Raw genomic sequence first — 19,193 nt, 5'->3', positions numbered from 1 at the left:
GCGACTCAGAAGGCAACATCGAGATCTCGCGTCAGGAGTTGGTTGAACGAGTAGACGAAGTGCCAGGGCTCGTCAGGAAAGATCCCCCCGGATTCGTTCACAAGACCCCGGTCGTCCACGTTCACGATGACCTGGACGGAAAGAGTATCCGCGCCCAGTGGCTCCGCCTGCACGAACCACCGCCGGTCGATGGAGATATCCGTCGTTCGCTCGAAGGGGATCTCGTGCACGACCGTATCCGACCGGACGACCTGCACCCGCGTCACGCCGAACTCGTTGAGGCCGGCCACGAACTGCGTGGAGTAGATCACCCTTACCCGGTCGCCCGCATCGCCCCGCATCTCGAAATAGATGTTTTCGGGCGTGGGGTCATCGAAAACCGCCGAGCAGCCGCCAAGGGAGACCGCCGCCAGCAGGAGCGAGAGCCCCGTAACGGGGGGGGAGGCGGCGGCTGGGAACCGCCGCCTTCCCCGCCGGATCAACCTCCGCAACCCAAGCCGTTCAGGTGGCAGTTCGCCCGCAGCTCGATGATCGAAATCGGGAGCATCGTGCCCGGCGCGGACATCGCGGCCGCAGCGCCCTGCCACTGGGGATCCGTGAGTCCCCACCTGTACATGTCCGCCAGCCGCAGGCCCTGCAGCAGCACGTTCACCCGGCGCGTGTGCTGGAGCATCTCCATCTCGGGGATCTGACCATCGTACGGGGTCACGCCGTCCAGCGCGCGGATGTGATTGATGTGCATGGCGAAGCCATTGGAATCCCCGCCCGCCAGCGCGTTCTCGGCCAGAATCAGGTGCATCATCCGGGCCGAGGCAAGCGTCAGGGGCGGATAGATCCCGCCCTTGTCGAGATAGTCGCCGCCCTTCCACTGATTCAGCCACTTGATGACGGCCGGGTCGTCGACGCCATCGATGGGATCCTTGAGCGCGATCCCGTTGATGTCGTTCTGGTCGTCCACCGTGGCGATCGAGAGGTCGATCTGGTTCTCCTTGCGGTCGTTGACCCAGGACGCCATCGAGTTGGCGACGCTGGCGCTCGAGAACGTCAGGTTGTGGGTCCAGTCCCCGCTGACGCTCGCCAGGACCGCACTGGCGTCCGCCCCGGCCTCGGCGGAGGACACTAGCCCATTCCCGGATGGCGATGGGTTGATCGCATCCCATATCGCGCGCGACTGTCGGGCGCGGGCGCGGAGAGCCCTGGCCCGTGTCGCCATGTCGGTGGCGCCGACCTCGTTGAAGCCGGAGATGGCCGAGGAGAACCTGTCGATCGCACCGTCCAGGACCTGAGCCATGTTGGCCGGCCCGACCGGAGGTCCGCTCTCCGTCTTGTCCGAGAACGCGTAATCCTCCTGGATCTCCCCGATCACCATGTAGATGATGCCGGAGTACATGTAGGCGCGCGCCAGATCGGTCTTGATCGAATTGGATGGGTTGTTGTCGTGATGCCCCTGCAGGATCTCGATGGCTTCGTCGCTCATCCACCGGGCCTGTCCCATGGCCGGGAACGGACCATCGATGAACTCGTTCAGCGGATCATCCACGAATCCGAGATCGAGCGAGAGCCAGGCATCCCTGGAGCCGATCCAGCGCATCTCGTCGGACGCCACCAGGTACGGCTGCCAGGATTGCGAGACGGAAGACGCCACGAGCGTGAGCGTGCCGTTCACGACGGCGGCGGCGGCGGCTTCCTTGCGGATGTCCTCCTCGACCAGATCGTTGGGGTTGTTGACGTCCAGCAGGTCGCCGCACCCGAGCGCGAAAGCAGCCAGAAGAGGTGTGGCCAACCGGGCCTTCATATTTCGATTCCTCATGGTATGGTCTCCCGCTTGGATCTAGAGGGTGAGCCGGACGGACATCGTGAAGCGCCGCGGGATCGGAATGCCCCAGCCTTCCGTCGAATTCAGGAAGTTGCAGTTGAGGCCTCCGTTGCAGCGCCCGAGGACGTTGCCCTCCGGGTCCATGCCGGGATAGTCGCCCAGCATGAACAGCATCAGGTTGCGCACGCCCATGTTCACCGTGGCGGCCGAGAAACCCCAGCGCTCGATGACGGACGACGGTACCCGATAGCTGAGCGACAGCTCGCGCCAATGGATCGAGTCGGCGTCGTAGACCCCGTTCATGCCGGACATCGGCGAGAGACCCTCGACCTCGTGGGCCCACGCGACCGCCGCATCGAGCCGCTGCTCCGCCGTGGACCCCGGGTTCAGCATCGCGGAGTACAGCTCGGCGGAGCGCGGCGTGTTGCGCCCGATGAAGTTGTTGGCGCGCCGGAACATGCCCGAAAGATCCTGCACCTGGTGACCGATCTTGTACTCCATGAGCGACGTCAGCTGGAAGTTGCCCAGGAACGCGAGGTCGAAGCCGAAGGAGCCCGCGTAGTCCGGGGTGGGATTGCCGAGGTGGGTGTCGAGCAATCCGGTCCCGCAGTTGTGCGACGCCAGCTCGCCGTTGGGCGTTCCGAAATCCTCGTTTCCGATCGCAAGCGGCTTGAAGCTGTTGGGGTTGCGCGGCTGGCTGAAGTACGCGAGAGCCTGATCGCGCGTCGGCACGACGCACTGGCCGTCAACCGGATCGAGGATGTTCAGCGGGATCGCCACATCGGCGACCTGTGCACCGAAGAAGGCGCCCGGCGTGAAGCCCTCCACCAGATAGTTGCGGTAGCGCGGATAGCTGCCGCCGGTCTTGAGGGGAGGCGCGCCTCCCATGTCCGTGATCTCCTCGGACAGGAAGGCGGTGTTCGCGAAGACGTTGAGCGAGATGTCCCGCGCCTGGATCAGGTTGCCGCGGATACCCAACTCGAGCCCGCGGGCCGTGACCTCGCCGATGTTGTCGAGCTGCGTCTGCGTGAAGCCGCCCGTCACCGGGAACTGGCGCGCCACCATGGCGTCGGTGACCACCCGGTCCCACCAGGTCGCCTCGACCGACCACCGGTCGTTGAAGAGGCCGAGGTCGATTCCGAACTCCAATTCCGTGGACACCTCGGGCTTCAACTGTTCGTTGCCGAGATTCGACGGCTGGACGCCGGGACCCACCTCGGTGCCCAGCGACGAGAAGGTCGTGAACTTGTCGAAGGCGCCCGGCTGCAACCCGGACGTGCCGTAGGCCCCCTTGATCCGCATCGACGAGAAGAGCTCGCTGTCCCAGCGTTCGCTCGGCACGATGGCGAAGTTGGCCTTGGGGTAGAGGGCGGTGTTGAACGCCTCGCCGAACGCCGAGTTGGCGTCCCAGCGAGCGCCCACGGTCAGGAAGAGCCAGTTGTCCCATCCGATCTGGTCCTGCACGTAGCCGCCGATCTGCGTCACCCGGAGCCAGTTTTCGAACGAGGACTCGGAGCCCAGCGCCGAAAGGGTCTCCAGGCCGGGACCGGGGAAGTCGCGTCCGCTGCCCCCCGCCGACTGCGCCTGGCGCAGGAATCCCTGACCGCCGAACAGGAGCGTGTTCTCGAGCCGGTCGGTGTTGAAGAGGTACGACCCTCTGATGTCGGCCGTGATCTCCCGGCTGCGGTTCTCGTTGACGTTCCTGTTCCCGTCGGGGGTCGAGCCCGAAAAACCGTCCACGTTCCACCGGTAGGGCCGGAAGCTGACCGCGTCGTCGGACGTGAAGTCGATTCCGAAGGTTCCGGCGAGGGTGAACGCGTCGGACGGCGAGAAGTCGATGTTCGTGGATCCCGCGAAGTGCTGCGAGTTCACGAAGTTCAGCTGGTAGGCGTTCTCGCGCAGAGTGGCGAACGCCGGCTGGCCGTAGTAGTTGATCTGCCCGAGTTCCGGGTCGGCGTTGGCGAGCCGAAGCTGCGACATGAGCGCCGATGAGAACACGCCGTAGATGTTGTTCGAGTTGTCGGGCGTGTGGTGCTCCATGTCCGAATAGAGCGTGGTCACGCCGATGCGCAGATCGCTGCTCGGAATCAGCGTGAAGTTGGTGTGGAGCGACGCGCGGCGGTTCGTGTCGTTCTCGGGGTCCAGCCCTTCCACCGCCTCGAAGTTCCGCGCCGCGTCGTAGGGCCCGTCCTCGGTGGCGAGGCGCCCGGAGGCGAAGTACTGGAACACGCTCGACCCACCCTGCAGGGATCCGGAGTAGGTCTGGCCGAATCCGGTGGTGAGCAGATCGGGAATCAGGTCGCGCTCGACCGGATCCCAGGGCGACACAGGCTGTCCCCAGCGCGTCGACATCACGTTGACGGCGTCCGCCAGCCGCTGCGCGTCGCCTTCTCCCGTGCATCCGGGACTGGAGCAGACTCGGCCGGCGAAGTCGGCGACCGGCAGGATGCGGTTGGTCGGCACGGAGATCGCGGTCAGGTCGGTGCGAAACGTGAAGCGCGGGGCTCCCGCACTGCCGCGCTTCGTGAAGATCTGGATCACGCCGTTCGAGGCCTCCGTCCCGTACAGGGTCGCGGCCGCGGCGCCCTTCGCGATCTCGACGCGCTCGATGGACTCGGGCGGGATGTCGTCGAGGCGGGAGGGGCTGCCCTGCCCGTTGAAGCTCTGCACGGCTGAGCGATCCACGCGGATTCCGTCAACGTAGACGATGGGTTCGTTCAGCTGCGACAGCGACGCCGACCCGCGGATGCGGATGCGGGCGCCTTCGCCCGTGTAACCCGACGAGGGCAGCGCCACCACTCCGGGTTCGCGGCCCGCGATGAGCTGGCTGAAGTCGGAGATGGGCGCGTTCTCGAGCTCCGCGGTGTTCAGGGTCGCGATCGTGTGGCCGAGCTTGCGTTTCTCGGTTGCGACGCCGGTCCCCGTCACGACGATTTCGTCCATTTGGACCGCGGTGACGTTGAGGGCAAAGTCGAGCGTCAGGGTCTCCCCGGCCGCGACGGTCACGGTTTCGGAGGCCTCGCGGTAACCGACGAGGCGGGCGACGACCGTCTGCTCGCCGACGGGTACGTTGAGCAGCACGAAGTCTCCGCTGGCGTTGGTGAAGGTCCCGACGCCGATGCCTTCGATGAACACCTGGACGGACGACAGGGGTCGGAGGGAGCCTTCTTCCGTCACTCGGCCCGCGATACTGCCCGCGCCCTGGCCGCTCAGGCCCGGTGCAAGGCAGGCGAGCGCGACCGCGGCCGCTCCCCATGCTCCAATGGTGCGAAAACCGATGCGTTTCATGCGGCGCTCCTTCGGCTGGATGGGCGGAAACGGCCAGACGAGCCGCTTCCGATCCGTCAGCTCTTCCTGATAGTCAACTCCGCTGGTCGCGTCACTTACGAATCCATTCCCCGTATCGCAAGCTTCATTTTTGGGGAGATTACCCCCTGTTTTAGGGGGAGATGAATGAAGCGCACATCACACTGCGGACAGGGGAGTTACTCGGGTTGGTGGACCTTCGACGGCACGAAAGCAGAACAAGAAAAAGGGCCGGGGGGTGTCCCCGGCCCTCTTCCCGCGCCGTGGCGCCCCGGTGGAGGGCGCCGAGCGGAGGCTTCTACTTTGCGCGGCCTACCGCGACTCGGTGCGGCTTCGCCTCCGGCGACTTCGGCAACTCGACCGTGAGCACGCCCGCGTCGAGACGCGCCTCGACATCCTCGCCGCGGATGGAGGCCGGCAGCGAGAAGCTGCGCGTGAACCGCTCGTTGCGGCGCTCGCGCACGTGGTACGTACGCCCTTCCTCCTCTTCCTCCTCGGAACGCGCCCCCGAGATCGTGAGCACACCGCGGTCGACCGTGACGTCGATCTCGGCCTCCGTGAACCCGGGCAGTTCGAGTTCGAGACCGTAGCCCTCCTCGGTCTCGTACAGATCCGCGGCCGCCACGGAGCGGTTTGCGCGGTCGAGGTCGAGCAGGCCGTTGAACAGGCGGTCGAAGTCGAAGTCTCCGCGACGCCGGCTCGGGGCGCGATGAATGATGGTCGGTAGCATGGCGATCTTCCTCCGTGTTCTTCCGTGTTCTGTGGAACAGTCTTCCGTGACTCGCCGCGGCGGCGCCTGGATGCCGGACCGCGGCACTGGAGAGGAACTGCAACCGCCGTGCCCGCTCGCGAGTCCGATCATCGGGGCGATGGCTGCCATCGTTGCAGGACCGCGATCGCGGATACTGCCGCCCGGACCGAACCTGCCGGAGGTTTCTCCGTGGCCTGCCAAATCGGCAGCGTCAATCCTGTGCGAGCGCTTCGATCAGGACGCGGGGAGGAACGACGACCCGGAAATCACGACTTCGACGCGACCGTCCCGCCACGCTTCCAGGACGCTGCCGGGATGGCCACCGAAGAACACACCGGACACGAAAACGTTTGTGTCCAGGACGACCCTCACGCCGATCGCACGGCCTCGATCGCAGCGGAAATATCCGAGCGGCGGAGCCCGACGCGGCGCGCGTCTTCACGGGCGCGCGCTACGATGCCATCGAATTCACGCATGGAAGGTGGGTCGACCACCTTGAGCACTACGGTGCCGTCTTCGCCCAGGACGACGAACTCGGTTCCGGCCTCCAGTCCGAGACGTCGCCGGATCGGCTCCGGAATGACGACCTGACCCTTCGAGGACAGTTTGGTGGACGACGGTCCGTCAACTCGGCGCGTTGTCGCCGACACGACGTCAGAAGCGGACGCGGACGCCGAGTTGGGCGCGGCGGGTGTCGCCGAGGCCGCTGCGGATCGTGCCGTCGAAGTTGAACAGGAGTCCGGTCTGCGCCGTGTCCAGGAAGTTGTCGGCGCCGGTCAGGTTGAAGACCTCGAGAATCGGCTCGAGCGTGCGTCCGCCTCCGATGTCGAAGGCCTTCGAGAGTCGCAGGTCCCACGTGAAGAAGTCGTTCTCCCGCCGGAGCGTGTTGCGCCTGAGGACGGAACCATCGGCGCACACGCGGTCCGCCGGGGCGCCCGCGCGCTGGCCCGCCGGGGCAGCCAGCGGGTTCGCCGCGGTCGGGCCGCAACTCTCCGACATCGGCGAGGCGGAGAGATACCTGAAGACGTGGTTGAGGACGACTCCGCGACCCAGGTTGAAGAGCAGGAACCCGGTCATCTGGTGCCTTCGGTCCCGGATCGACCAGTGGTATTCCGGCTCGAAATCGGTTGCGGTCGCGTAGAAGAAGTTGAAGGGATCGCGTTCGTTATCATCATCGGACCGGTCGAACCCCAGCGTGTAGTTCGCTTCGAAACTCAGCCTCCCGTCGAGCGCGGCGTCCCCGTGCAGTCCCAGCGTGATGGCGTTGTAACGGGAGCGCGCGCTGCTCTCGGTCACGGTGACCGTCCCCAGTCCGTTCGCTCCCTCCGCGAAGGGCGCGCCGAGTTCCGCCGCGTTGCGGTCGACGAAGCGGAACAGGTTGTCCGTGCGGGCGTGCTGCAGCGAAACCGTCACAGCCGTGTTCTCGCTCAGCGCCCGCTCGACGGCGACGTTGAAGGACCAGGTCCGCGGCAGTTCGAGGTTGCGGTCCGCAATGTTGACGCCGGGCTGGAAGGGGGGCGTCCCCGGCGGGGGCGGCGTCAGGAATTTGCCGATCTGCGGCGGCGGCGGAAGGAAGGTCGCGTCGCTGGCCGCAAACTGCGTCCCCTGGAAGGCGCCGTTCGTCGTGCGGTGCTGCGCGAACACGAGCATCGGAATGCGCGAGAAGTAGGAGCCCGCGTTCAGCCGGACGAGGGTGCGCCCATCATCCCCCGGATCCCACGCGAGCCCGAAACGCGGCTGGAAGTTGTCGAGGTCGTCCGGAATCGTCCCGTCCGACGGAAAGCCCGACGTCCCGATCCACGGTCCGTAGAAGGTGTCCGCCGGATCGATGAACATCCCGGGGTGCCACGACCCTTCCCAGCGCACGCCGAGGTTCAGCGTCAGGTTGTCGCGCGGGCGCCACGTATCCTGGATGAAGAGTCCGAGTTCGTGCATCGAGAAGTCCTGCAGTCCCAGCTGATCGGCGGGCGTATTCCCCAGTGTGAGGGCCTGCAGGTAGAGCAGCACGGGGCCGGTGATCACGGTTCCCGGCGGACAGACGCCTTCCGTGCTGTCGGAACCGTCGGAGCAGGTGACGTATCGGTTCCCCTGCGTGACGAAGTTCATGAATCCGTCGACGGAGGAGAACTTGTAGAGGCCGTTCGCGAACCCGATGAACTGCTGGCCGACCCCTGTCCGATTGTACTCCGCCCCGACCTTGAGCAGGTGGTCCCCCGCCAGGAAGGAGAGGTTGTCGACGAGCTGGATCCGGTGGTCGTAGCCCGGGTCGATGGGGAGGAAGAAGGGCATCCCGATGCGGAACCCGTCCGCGAAGTCCATCGCGATGTCCGGGAAAGGGCGGCCGCCGATCGCGCCGAAGGCCGGCTGCGGCGGCGGGGCGGAGCCCGGAATCAGGGGTCCGTCGTATCCCCGGGGCCGGTCCTCGCGCGCGTACTGGACGCGAAACTCGTTGGAGATGGTGTTGGAGAGCTGCGACCGGAGGCTCGCGTTGATCGCGTGGGAGAAATCCTCCTCGAGGCCGTTGGCGCTGAGCCCCCAGGAATCCACGTCGAACGTCCCGTTCGCCTGCTGGGACCAGGTGTAGTTGTACTTGAAGGATGCCTGGTGGCGGTCGCTGAGATTGAAGTCGAGCTTCGCGACGAGCGCCCGGTTGTCGTCGGTGCGGTGGATCGGGCCGAACTCGTCATCGAACAGGCCGGGCCACTGCGTTTGCAGGAAGTTCTCCAGCTTCGCCAGTTCCGAGCGGTTCACGACGTTGCGCGCGAACTGCTTCGTCTCGCTCGCTTCCTGCTGGTCGTAGGCGACGAAGAAAAACGCCTTGTCGCGCGCGATCGGGCCGCCGAAGGTGAAGCCGAACTGGCCGCGTCCGAACTCGGGCTTGCCGCCCCCGCGCTCGCTCGGGTAGGCGGTGGAGATCGCGTCCCACTGGCCGAAATAGTGCGCGGAGCCGGTGAACTCGTTCGTGCCGGACTTCGTGATGACGTTCACGAAGCCTCCGGCGGATCGTCCGAACTCCGCCGACGCCCCCTGGTTCACGACGACGAGTTCCTCGATCGCGTCCTGGTTGAAGGTGAAGGCGGGACGCTGGCCGCCCCGTTGCTCGCCGAAGAAGGGGTTGTTGAAGTCGGCGCCATCCACGGACACGTTGTTGAAGATCCCCCGCTGTCCTCCGATGTTGAGGACTTGCCCGTCCGGACCCTGCGACACCGACACGCCCGGAGTGAGGAGCGTGTAGTCGAGGAAGTTGCGGCCGTTGTTGGGCAGATTGTCGACGACCTCCTCGGCGAGCCGATGGGTACTCGACGGGTCCTCGGTGTCGACGAGCGGCGTCCGGTCCGCGGTCACGGTGATCTCGGACACCGCGACAGGCCTGAACGCGAGCACGAGATCGAGGACCTCTCCCACGCGGAGCACGAGCCCCTCGGTCCGCTCGTCGCCGAACTGACCCAGCGCCCGGACGGTGACGTCGTAGATTCCCAGTGGAAGGAGCGTCCGCGCAAAGGCCCCGTTCGAGCCCGTCACCACGGTCGTCGTGAAGCCGGTCGCGCGGTGCTCGATGACCACGGCGGCGCCGGCCACGGGCGCTCCCACGGGATCGCGGACGACCCCGCGGATGACGCCGGTGGTCGCCTGGGCCTGCGCGGCCGCGTCCGCCGCGGCGGCGCAGCCCAGTGCGAGCACGGCGAACAGGAGGGTGGACCCGCGTCGGGAGGCCGGAACCCGGCATGACCGCATGGACAACTCCTTCTCTTGGTGGTGGATACAGGCGTCGGGATTCGGGGCTGCTGAAGCTGTCGAAGATGGGCCCGGCAGGATTCGAACCTGCGACCTTGGGATTATGAGTCCCCTGCTCTAACCGGCTGAGCTACGGGCCCGGCGGAGCTTGAAACGTACGCGCCGCGACGCTCCGCACCAACGCCGCAGCAGCCGCCGCCGCATCGTCGCGGGATCGCCACGCTACCGCGCCGCGCTCACCGTGCGATCACTGTGCGATCACGGTGCGACCTCGACGGCGCCGGACGGCCCGTCCGACTCGATGACCTCTCCGATCACGGTAGCCGCATAGCCCGCCGCGGCCAGCGCGGACGACGCGGCCGACGCCTCGCGCGCGGGCACGGCCGCCAGCAGCCCGCCCGACGTCTGCGGGTCGAACAACAGGGTCCGCAGGTCCTCGGGGACGGCGTCATCCCACCGCACCTGTGACGCGTACGCGTCCCGGTTCCGGGTCGTGCCGCCCGGCACGCACCCCTCCCCCGCAAGGTGTCGTGCTCCGGGGAGGAGTTCCGGCGCCGACGCCCGGATGCGGGCGCTCGCGTCCGAGGCCTCGCACATCTCGAGCAAGTGGCCAAGGAGCCCGAAGCCGGTGACGTCCGTCGCCGCGTGAACGTCGAAACCGGAAAGGACCGCCGCCGCCTCGCGGTTGAGTTGCCGCATGGAATCGACGGCGACGAGGAGGTCGGCCGGGTCGGTCACGCCGCGCTTGAGCCCGGTCGTGACGACGCCCGTGCCGAGCGCCTTGCCGAGCACGAGGGCATCCCCCGGTCGCGCGCCACCCTTTCTCCACAGGCGGTCGGGATCGCCGAGGCCGATGGCCACCAGGCCGAACTTCGGTTCCGCGTCGTCGATCGAGTGTCCCCCCGCCACGGCGATGCCGGCCTCGCGGCACACTTCACCCGCGCCGCGGAGGATCGCCCCCACCGTTTCATCGGAGAGGGTCCCGGCGGGAACGGCCAGGATGTTGAGCGCGAAGAGGGGACGGGCCCGCATCGCGTACAGATCTCCCAGCGCGTTCGCGGCGGCGATGGCGCCGAAGTCCGCCGGATCGTCGACGAGCGGCGTGAAAAAGTCGAGGCTCGCGACGATGGCTCCCCCATCGTCGAGCAGGTACACCGCGGCGTCGTCCGGACCCTCGAGTCCTACGAGGAGCCGGTCATCCGGAACGTGCGGAACGTGCTGCAGGATGCGGCCCAGATCCTCCGGGCCGAGCTTGCAGGCTCAGCCGGCTCCGTGCGAATACTGGGTCAGGCGGGCCGCTTCGGCCGAAGGCGAATTCATGGCGACCGAAGCTACGGCAAGGTGAGGCGTCTCGCAGGCGTTCCTACCAGTTCCGCTCCACAACGGGATCCTGGAAACGGTTGCGGCCCATCACGCGGTCTCGGATCGCCGCCTCCGCGTCCCCCGCCTGTTCGAGAAGCGCGGCCGCCTGTTCGGGCGACAGCATCTCCATCTCGCCCGAGCCGGCCGCCGCCGCCGCGCCGGCGCCCGCCCCCTGTGGAGACTGTCCCTCCCCGCCCTGCTGCTCGTCGCCGCCGCTCTCCCCTTCTTCCTCGAGCCAGCGCTCGACGAGTTCGAGGTTCCAGCGCGCATCCTCATCGTCCACGCGACGGCGGAGGACTTCGCGGAAGGCTTCGCGCGCCGACTGGAGGGCGGCCCGGCGCGCGGAGGGGTCGCTCTGGGCGAGCCGGCCGTCGAGAGCCGTGCTGAGTCCGAGGTTGTAGAAGGCGCTCTCGCGTACCTCGTCCCGCTCGCTGCCGATCGAGAGTTCAAGGGGCGCCTGCGCCTCCGCCACCTGCCCGTCATGGAGGAGGGCGGTCCCGTAGTTGTAGTGGTCGATCGGCCGGTCGGAGGAAGCGGCTCGCTCCCGGTGGCGTGCGACGGCCTCGGATTCGGACGCCTGCGGGTCGCCGGCCCCGGCCTGACCTGCCGCCCGCCCCGGCGCAGCGTGCGGGTCGCCCGCGGCGAACGCCGCGAGTGAGGCCGCCGCGGCCGCCAGACCGAAGATCGTACGCATCCGTGTCGACTCAACCACGTGGCAGCAGGAACCCTTCTCCCCAGAGGCTGACGAAGGCGAGCAGAAGCAACGCCGCTACGGCGGCATCCTCGGTCGACGTCAGGGGTTCCCGGCCACCCTGGGCCAGTTCCCGTTCGATCGCGTCGATACCGTCCGAACCGTCAACATAGCGACCGCCGGTGCCGAGAGACATCTGCCGCAGCGACGCGGCGTTCAAACGTGTGATGACAGGGCTGCCGTCGGGTCCCTGAAGCACCGAAGCGCCGCCCCGCCGTCGCGCGGCCATCGTCGGGTCCAGCGACGCCTCGCGCGTCAGGGGAATCTGTCCTCCGAGTTCGGTTCCGATCCCCACCGCATGGATGACGATCCCCGCTTCCCGGGCCCTCCCGATCGCCTCGCCGAAGGGGGCGCCGGCGGTTTCCTCGCCATCGGAAAACACGACGATCGACTTGCGGGCGCCGTCCTCTCCGCCGGCGAGGAGGTCGATCGCCTGCGTGAGGCCGGAGGCGAGCGAGGATCCGCCCAGCCCCACCGCCGCGGGCCGCACGCCCTCCGCCAGCATCTCGATCGCGCTCATGTCCGTCGTCAGCGGTGAGAGCACGTACGCGCGGCCCGCGAAGTAGACCACGCCCATGCGACCCTCCGTGCGCGTCGCCAGGCGGGCGGCCAACTGCCGCTGCACCTGCAGCCGGCTCGGCTCGACGTCGCCTGCCAGCATCGAGTTCGACGCGTCGAGCATGAGGATCGTTTCCGCCCCTCCCTCATCGAGACGCCGGGCCTCGGTCCCGCCGGAACCGGAGGCGAGCGCGATCGCGACGACGCCTGCGCCGAGCAGCGCCAGGCGAACGGGCGACAGGGCGTGGGCCGGCAGCCGCACGTAGCGCTCCAGCAGCGACGTTTCGGCAAGTCTCTCGCGGTCCGCGCTCGACCGGCGCGACGCGAGCAGCCTGAGCGCTACGGCCAGGGCTCCGAGCAGGAGGGCGATCGGGAGCGGAGCCACGGTCAGGCCCAGACTCGGCGAGAGCGCGTCGCCGCCACGAGGAGTTCGAGCATGACGAGCGCGAGCGCCGCGATGAGAAGTTCCCGCCGCATCCCGACCCGCTCCTCCGTCCGCACCTCCTTGATCGGGGTGGTCTCGAGCTCGTTGATCCGTTCGTAGATCCGCGTCAGTCCCTCGGGATCCGTGGCGCGGAAATAGAGCCCCCCCGTGCGGGTCGCCATGCGATCCAGGAGTTCGTCGTTCACGTGCACGCGGATATTTGCGTACTGGTATCCGAAGGCGGTCCGGGCCACGGGCACCGGGGCGACCCCGTCGCGGCCGACGCCGATCGTGTAGACGCGGATGCCGAGGGAGGCGGCCGCGGCCGTCGCCTCTTCCGGCGAGATGCCGCCGCTGTTGTTGTCTCCGTCGGTGAGCAGAACGACGATGCGGGATTCGGGCTCCAGATCGCGGAGCCGGTTCGCCGCCGTGGCAAGCGCGACGCCGATGGCCGTCCCGTCGCGGAGTTGTCCGGCCTCCAGCCGTTCCACCGCACTCCCCACGACCGCGTGATCCAGGGTCCCCGGGACCATGGTGAGGGCCTCGCCGGCGAAGGCGACGAGGCCGATCCAGTCCGACTCCCGTCCCTCCACGAAGCGAATGACCTCCCGCTTCGCGACTTCGATGCGGTTATCGGGCCGAAAATCCTCCGCCAGCATCGAACTCGAGATATCGACCGCCAGCATGATCGCCACGCCCTCGCGCTCCGACTCCACGCGCTCCCACACCCGCACCGGGTTGACGAGGGTGATGATGACGAGCGCGAGGGCGAGAGAGCGAAGGGCGGCCGGGAACCACCACCAGAACCGCCCGCGCCCGCGCCCCCGGGATCCGGTCAGACGGGCGATGTCGGGATACGGGAGACGGATCCTGCCCGAACTCATCAGGGCCCATCCCAGCGGCAGCAGCGCGAGCAGGAGGAGGAACGGCCAGCCGGGGAGCGCGAATTCGCTCACGGACCGCCTCCGTTCCCGTCCGGGTCGGCCTCGCCGACACCGTCCCCCTCAGCCTCAGCCATGTCCGCGCGCACAAACGCCTCGCCGACGTCCAGGTCGCCGAGCGGACCTTCCCACTCCGTCCGCGTGCGCGCGAAACGGGCCAGAATCGAATGGCGCAGAGCCGCGACGAGCCCCGCGTCGGAGCCGCCGAGCCCGAGGAGTCCCTTCGAGGGCGCCCATCCGCGCGTCACATGTGCGTAGCGCCGAAGCGTCTCCTCGTAGCCATCGTAGAATCGGTCGCCGCTCACCCGCTGCCCGATCCACCCCTCGCGGAGGCGGGCGAGGTCGCGAAGCGCGAGGTCGCCGGGGCCGAGGGGGACGTCGGCGGCCGCCGCGGCGCCGCGGCCGCGTCCCCAGGTCCACCAGGCGAGTCCGGCGAGCGCCGCAGCGAGCACGAGCAGCCACCAGGGCAAGGCCCGCAGGCTCAGGAGAGGCCGTGCATCCCTCAACTCGAGCGGATCTTCCGCGGCCGGGAGCACGCTCACGACGGGGACCGCGGGCGGCTGCAGCCGGCGGACGACGCCGCCCGCCGCGGCAAGCTCCACCTCCACGGGCGGGATGACGAGCGTATCCGTGCGCCACGCGCGAATCGTGTACTCCGCTTCCCAGCGGCGACCCTCCTCAACGGACCGGATCTGGACCGGTCCCGTCTGCTCCATCGACTCCGGCCCGTCGATGAGCGCGGGGAAGCGGACCTCTCCGGCTCTCTCCTGCCCGACGATGAGGCGGACCGTGAACTCCTCGCCGACCCGCACGGACTCCGGGAGGACCGTCGCCTCGAGGTCGACCGCGGACTGGGCGGCGAGGCCCGGGGCGAGCCCCACCCCCAGCCCCAACCCCAGGCCGAGGGCGGCCCGGACCGTCCATCGGCGCCCTCTCACCGGAGCCTCCGTCGGCCGCGAGCGGCGAAGAAGGCGGAGAGCCGGGATTCGTACGGGGTGTCGGTGCGCAGCCGCATGAGGTCGACGTGGCAGTGCGCACACAGCCGTTCCAGCGCCCGCGCCCCCGTGGTCGAGTGCTCCGCGAGCCGCTGCCGAACCGTCGCATCTCCGAGGTCAACGATGGCGCGATCCCCCGTCTCGGGGTCCATGACCTCCACCCAGCCCGATGCGGGGATCGTCGTTTCCGCGGGGTCATCGACTGCGAGCGCGACGACATCGTGGCGGCCCGACAGTCCCAGCAACGGTCGGGCCAGGTCCCCGGCGCCCACGAAGTCCGAGATGACGAACACGAGGGAGCGGACCGTGAGCATGCGCGCGGCGGTGGCGAGGGCCAGATCAAGGTCCGTTCCCTTCCCCTCCGGCTGGACGGACACGAGTTCATGCAGGAGGCGAAGGTTGCGGTTGCGGCCCCGGGCCGGCCGAACGTACTGCTCGATCCGGTCGCTGAAGAGGAGCATGCCCACCGGATCTCCGGCGCGCATCGCCGCGAGGGCGAGAGTGCTCGCGACCTCCGCGACGAGATCGCGCTTCAGGGCCTTCCGCGTACCGAACTCGTTCGATGCGGAGACATCGACGATGAGGAGGACGGCCAATTCCCGTTCCTCCACGAAACGCTTCACGTACGGGCGCCGCATGCGGGCGGTCACCTTCCAGTCGATCGCCTGGAAAGGGTCGCCCGGCTGATACTCGCGGACCTCGGAGAACTCGATGCCGTGTCCGCGGAAGAGCGACGGATATGGCCCGAGAGCCGGGTTGTCCATGAACCGCCGGCTCTTCAACTCCAGCCGCCGAACCTCTCTCGACGCGGCGGCGGAATCGGCCGTCGGCGCCGGCCGCCGCGGGCGCCAGAGGAAGTCGGGCAGCCTCACGGCACCGGCACGGTCTCCAGGAGATGGTCGAGGATGTGATCGGCATCGATCTGTTCCGCCTGCGCCTGGAAGGTCAGGACGAGCCGATGCCGAAGGACATCGCGGGCGATCGCCTTCACGTCCTCCGGAACCACGAAGGCTCGATCTTCGATGAACGCATGTGCGCGGGCCGCTCTCGCGAGGAATATGGTGGCGCGCGGCGAGGCCCCGAACTCGATCCAGTCCACGAGTTGCGCCAGGCCGCGGGCCGCGGGCTCCCGCGTCGCGAGCACGAGTTGGAGGATGTAGTCCTCGAGCCGCCGGTCCAGGTAGATGGCCGGAAGCATGGCGCGCGCGGCGAGGATGCGGCCGGGCTCCACGACGGCCTCGACGGGCGGCGGATCCTCGCCCGCCATGAGCTGCATGATGGACCGCTCCTCCTCGGGCGTGGGGTAGCCGACCCGGGTCTTGAACATGAACCGGTCCACCTGCGCTTCGGGAAGCGGGTACGTGCCCTCGTGCTCGATGGGGTTCTGCGTGGCCATGACGAGGAACGGCACGGGGAGCGGATGGGTTGCTTCTCCGATCGTCACCTGACGTTCCTGCATCGCCTCCAGGAGCGCGGACTGGACCTTGGCGGGGGCGCGGTTGATCTCGTCGGCGAGGACGATGTTCGCGAAGATGGGCCCACGCTTCGGAGTGAAGGCGCCCGTCTTCTCCTCCCACACGAGCGTGCCCACGACATCGGCGGGCAGCAGGTCCGGCGTGAACTGGATGCGCCGGAAGGTGGTGTGGATCGCCTCGGCGAGCGTGCTGACGGTGAGCGTCTTCGCGAGCCCGGGCACGCCTTCGAGCAGGATATGGCCACCCGTGAGGAGGCTCATCAGAACGCGGTCGAGGAGGGCATGCTGTCCGACGATCCGCTTGGCCAGTTCGTTTCGAACCTCGGCCACGAAGGTCCCCGCCTCCCGGATTGCAGCCTGCTGGGTCTCGAGATCCTCCCCCGAGATCCGTTGGGCCGTCCCGGCTTCTCCATTCATGCGTCTTCTCGCTGTCGCGGTGATGGTCGGTCTGCCAGCCGCCCGATGTTCACTCCCGAACCGCCGTGGAGCAAGCGGGACCCGCCGCCCGTCTGAGCGCCGCCCGTTCCTTCGCAGACAGCTCACGGGTCTCTCCCGCTGCGAGAGTACCCAGTTGAATCGGCCCGAACGATGTCCTGCGCAGCCTCCGCAACGTGACGCCGATTGCGTCGAGCATGCGGCGGATCTCCCGGTTTCTTCCTTCGGCCAGGACGATCTCGACGGTGGGCGACGACGTATGCGGCGGCGTGATCCAGCCTGCGCGGCGGGCTCGCGCGGGCCCGTCTTCGAGCGCCACGCCGGCCCGCAGCCGATCCGGAAGCTCCGCCGGCACGGGCCCGCGGAGTTTCGCGTGGTAGACCCGCTCGATTCCGGTCCGCGGGTGGAGGAGCCGATGGACGACGTCCCCTTCATTCGACAGGAGGAGGAGGCCCTCGCTCATGAAGTCGAGCCGGCCGACGTGAGGCAGGTGCCGGGTATCGGCGGGGAGCAGATCGTAGATGATCGGACGCCCGCCGGGATCGCGCCGGGTGCACGTGTACCCCGGCGGCTTGTGGAGCACCAGCCAAAGCACCGGCTTCAGGCGGATGCGGCGGCGGTCCACCTCGACCCTCTCGGCATCCGGGTCCACCGTGGTTCCGAGCTTCGTCACGACTTCGCCGTTCACGCGGACGCGACCGCCGGCGATGAGTTCTTCGCTCTTGCGCCGGGAAGCCACGCCCGCCCTGGAAAGGTATTTCTGCAGTCGCATGAGCCGTCCGCGCCTCAGTCCGCCGCGGGTTCTTCCCGCGGCGCGCCGTCGGCGAACGCCTCCGGCTCGGCGCGCACGAGCGCGACGGAGAGGTCCTCCGGCGCCGGGAGATCGTCCAGCGACTGCAGGGCGAAGTGGTCCAGGAAACGGGACGTCGTCCCGTAGAGAAGCGGCCGCCCGAGCCCCTCTCCCCGCCCCACGATCTCGATCAACTCCCAGTCCTGGAGGGTCCGCAGCACCGAAGTGGACGCCACGCCCCGGATCTCCTCGACCTCGATGCGCCCGATGGGCTGCCGGTACGCGATGATCGCGAGCGTCTCGAGTGCGGCGCGAGAAAGCGTCGGAGGCCGGGGCACCGAGTCGAACCGCTCGAGGTACGGCACGAATTCCGGACGCGTGAGAATCTGGAATCCGTCCCCCAGCTGGTAGACCTGGAAAGCCCGTTCGTCCGTGTCATAGTGCTCGCGCAAGGCGGCGAGCGCTTCCCGGACGCGCCGCACGTCGAGCGTATCGTCGGCCCGGGCCAGTTCGCGCGCGGTGAGCGGCGTCTGACTGGCGAACAACGCGGCTTCCACGATCTGCTCGGGGCTCACCCGGTTCCCTCTCCGCCCTCGCCCCGCGAGCGGCGTCCGAACAGCCAGATCGCACCGAACCGCTTCACCTGCTCGAGCTTCAGGAGCTGCTGCCTGGCGAGCTCCAGACAGGCGAGCAAGGCCGCGACGACGTGTTGACGTTCCTGCCACGAATCGAACAGCCGATTGAACGGCACCCGTCGGCTCTCGCCCAGCAGGCGCCGGATGACGACGATCTTGTCCTCGACCGGGACGATGCGGATGGGGGCGACATGCATCGTCACGGGGTCCGGACCCCGGATATCGCCGAGAACCGCAAGGAAGTCGTCGAGCGTCGTCGACAATTCCCGGTCGTCGGCCTCGCGCGGGGGTTGCGGAGGCAGGAACCCCTTGGACATGTGCCGCCGCCGTTCCAGTTCCGCCGAGCCCAGAGTCCGCGCGATCTCCTGAAACAACTCGTATTCCAGAAGACGCCGGACGAGTTCGGCCCGCGGATCATCTTCCCATTCCGCGTCGCTGCGCCCCGGCAGCAGGAGCTGGGCCTTGATGTGGACGAGGGTCGCGGCCAGCTCGAGAAACTCCCCGGCGCGATCGAGTTCCAGACGGTCGAGACCGTCGCTGAGAGCTTCCTGGAACTGCCGGGTGATCGTGGAGATCGGGATATCGAAAATGTCGATGTCCTGCGACCGGATGAGGTGCAGAAGGAGATCCAGGGGACCCTGGAACCGGTCGAGTTCCACGACGAAGGGCTGCGCCGCCAGTTGGCTCGGAAGTCGGTTGGGAACCGCCGTCAAGAAACCTCCCTGCGCGCTCGGGCCGGCGGAAACCGGGGATCGCCGGCCAGTCGGTGCGTGGTTCGGCCCGCAATGTAGCACGGGCGTACCCGCAGCGAGTACCCCCGCCACACGCGTTCCACTCACGCCGGGTTGGACGTATCCGGTAAGTCTGGTATGTTTCTTTGTTGATTTTCGGACGGATGGAAGGGTCCGCCTGTGGCCCGCACCCACCGCTGCCCGAGGAAGAGGAAAAAGAAGGAAGCGAATGCCGAATAACGAGAGTCAGAAGAAGCGACTGCGACAGTCGCGCGCGCGGCGGCTCCGGAACCGCCGCGTGAGGTCCGAGATCCGGACCAGGACCAAGCAGATCCTCGCGACCGAATCGCGCGAAGAGGCGACGTCGGCGCTGTCCGACTTGTACCGCGTTCTGGATCGAGCCACCCGCCGCAACGTCATCAAGGCGAACACCGCGGCCCGCCAGAAGGCCCGGGCGGCGCGTCATCTCAACGGCCTGGCGTAAGAGGC

General features: G+C 68.1%; 18 protein-coding genes and 1 tRNA gene. 1 reads left to right on the top strand and 18 read right to left on the bottom strand.

Annotated features, from left to right (window positions below):
• Positions 1–5: 5 nt before the first annotated feature.
• From ACOGXI_RS02565 to ACOGXI_RS02480, 18 genes are all read right to left on the bottom strand, one after another.
• Positions 6–482 (bottom strand): hypothetical protein, encoded by a 477-nt coding sequence (locus tag ACOGXI_RS02565; protein WP_419937343.1) that lies wholly within the window; start codon positions 480–482, stop codon positions 6–8.
• Complete coding sequence (locus tag ACOGXI_RS02560) at positions 479–1,810, bottom strand: hypothetical protein (RefSeq protein WP_419937342.1); 1,332 nt, start codon at positions 1,808–1,810, stop codon at positions 479–481. Before ACOGXI_RS02560 ends, ACOGXI_RS02565 begins: the two co-directional genes overlap by 4 nt.
• Positions 1,811–1,831: 21 nt before the next feature.
• On the bottom strand, positions 1,832–5,104 hold the full coding sequence (locus tag ACOGXI_RS02555; protein WP_419937341.1) for a SusC/RagA family TonB-linked outer membrane protein: 3,273 nt from the start codon (positions 5,102–5,104) through the stop codon (positions 1,832–1,834).
• Positions 5,105–5,420: 316 nt separating this feature from the next.
• The gene (locus tag ACOGXI_RS02550) at positions 5,421–5,852 is read right to left on the bottom strand and encodes an Hsp20/alpha crystallin family protein (RefSeq protein ID WP_419937340.1); all 432 of its coding nucleotides are present in this window, start codon (positions 5,850–5,852) and stop codon (positions 5,421–5,423) included.
• A 255-nt stretch (positions 5,853–6,107) separates the two neighbouring features.
• Positions 6,108–6,245, bottom strand: a complete 138-nt coding sequence (locus ACOGXI_RS02545) for a PIN domain-containing protein (RefSeq protein ID WP_419937339.1) — start codon at positions 6,243–6,245, stop codon at positions 6,108–6,110.
• Positions 6,242–6,523, bottom strand: coding sequence for an AbrB/MazE/SpoVT family DNA-binding domain-containing protein (locus tag ACOGXI_RS02540; RefSeq protein WP_419937338.1), 282 nt, complete (start codon positions 6,521–6,523; stop codon positions 6,242–6,244). The genes ACOGXI_RS02545 and ACOGXI_RS02540 overlap by 4 nt, the downstream gene beginning before the upstream one ends.
• Positions 6,524–6,527: 4 nt before the next feature.
• Entirely contained in the window at positions 6,528–9,608 is a 3,081-nt protein-coding gene (locus ACOGXI_RS02535) for a TonB-dependent receptor (protein WP_419937337.1), read from the bottom strand.
• A 66-nt stretch (positions 9,609–9,674) separates the two neighbouring features.
• Positions 9,675–9,748: transfer RNA gene (locus tag ACOGXI_RS02530), tRNA-Ile, on the bottom strand.
• 118 nt (positions 9,749–9,866) lie between these two features.
• Positions 9,867–10,928, bottom strand: coding sequence for a selenide, water dikinase SelD (gene selD / locus ACOGXI_RS02525; protein WP_419937336.1), 1,062 nt, complete (start codon positions 10,926–10,928; stop codon positions 9,867–9,869).
• Between the two features lie 43 nt (positions 10,929–10,971).
• A complete protein-coding gene (locus ACOGXI_RS02520) occupies positions 10,972–11,664 on the bottom strand; it encodes a hypothetical protein (protein WP_419937335.1) in 693 nt (230 codons plus the stop codon).
• A 10-nt stretch (positions 11,665–11,674) separates the two neighbouring features.
• Positions 11,675–12,664 (bottom strand): vWA domain-containing protein, encoded by a 990-nt coding sequence (locus tag ACOGXI_RS02515; protein ID WP_419937334.1) that lies wholly within the window; start codon positions 12,662–12,664, stop codon positions 11,675–11,677.
• 2 nt (positions 12,665–12,666) lie between these two features.
• A complete protein-coding gene (locus tag ACOGXI_RS02510; protein WP_419937333.1) occupies positions 12,667–13,659 on the bottom strand; it encodes a VWA domain-containing protein in 993 nt (330 codons plus the stop codon).
• A complete protein-coding gene (locus tag ACOGXI_RS02505) occupies positions 13,656–14,582 on the bottom strand; it encodes a hypothetical protein (protein WP_419937332.1) in 927 nt (308 codons plus the stop codon). The genes ACOGXI_RS02510 and ACOGXI_RS02505 overlap by 4 nt, the downstream gene beginning before the upstream one ends.
• Positions 14,579–15,511, bottom strand: coding sequence for a DUF58 domain-containing protein (locus tag ACOGXI_RS02500; protein ID WP_419937331.1), 933 nt, complete (start codon positions 15,509–15,511; stop codon positions 14,579–14,581). The genes ACOGXI_RS02505 and ACOGXI_RS02500 overlap by 4 nt, the downstream gene beginning before the upstream one ends.
• A complete protein-coding gene (locus tag ACOGXI_RS02495; protein ID WP_419937330.1) occupies positions 15,508–16,530 on the bottom strand; it encodes an AAA family ATPase in 1,023 nt (340 codons plus the stop codon). Before ACOGXI_RS02495 ends, ACOGXI_RS02500 begins: the two co-directional genes overlap by 4 nt.
• A gap of 49 nt (positions 16,531–16,579) precedes the next feature.
• Positions 16,580–17,320, bottom strand: a complete 741-nt coding sequence (locus ACOGXI_RS02490) for a pseudouridine synthase (RefSeq protein WP_419937329.1) — start codon at positions 17,318–17,320, stop codon at positions 16,580–16,582.
• A 14-nt stretch (positions 17,321–17,334) separates the two neighbouring features.
• Positions 17,335–17,913 carry an SMC-Scp complex subunit ScpB gene (gene scpB, locus ACOGXI_RS02485; protein WP_419937328.1) on the bottom strand — a complete coding sequence of 193 codons (579 nt, stop codon included), beginning with the start codon at positions 17,911–17,913 and terminating at the stop codon, positions 17,335–17,337.
• A complete protein-coding gene (locus tag ACOGXI_RS02480) occupies positions 17,910–18,686 on the bottom strand; it encodes a segregation and condensation protein A (protein WP_419937327.1) in 777 nt (258 codons plus the stop codon). The genes scpB and ACOGXI_RS02480 overlap by 4 nt, the downstream gene beginning before the upstream one ends.
• A 247-nt stretch (positions 18,687–18,933) precedes the next feature.
• Here ACOGXI_RS02480 and rpsT point away from each other — a divergent pair, with 247 nt between their 5' ends.
• Complete coding sequence (gene rpsT, locus ACOGXI_RS02475; RefSeq protein ID WP_419937326.1) at positions 18,934–19,188, top strand: 30S ribosomal protein S20; 255 nt, start codon at positions 18,934–18,936, stop codon at positions 19,186–19,188.
• Positions 19,189–19,193 lie beyond the last annotated feature (5 nt).

Source organism: Candidatus Palauibacter sp. (assembly GCF_965208055.1).
Classification (GTDB): Bacteria; Gemmatimonadota; Gemmatimonadetes; order Palauibacterales; family Palauibacteraceae; genus Palauibacter.
This window is presented reverse-complemented; position numbering and strand designations above follow the sequence as displayed.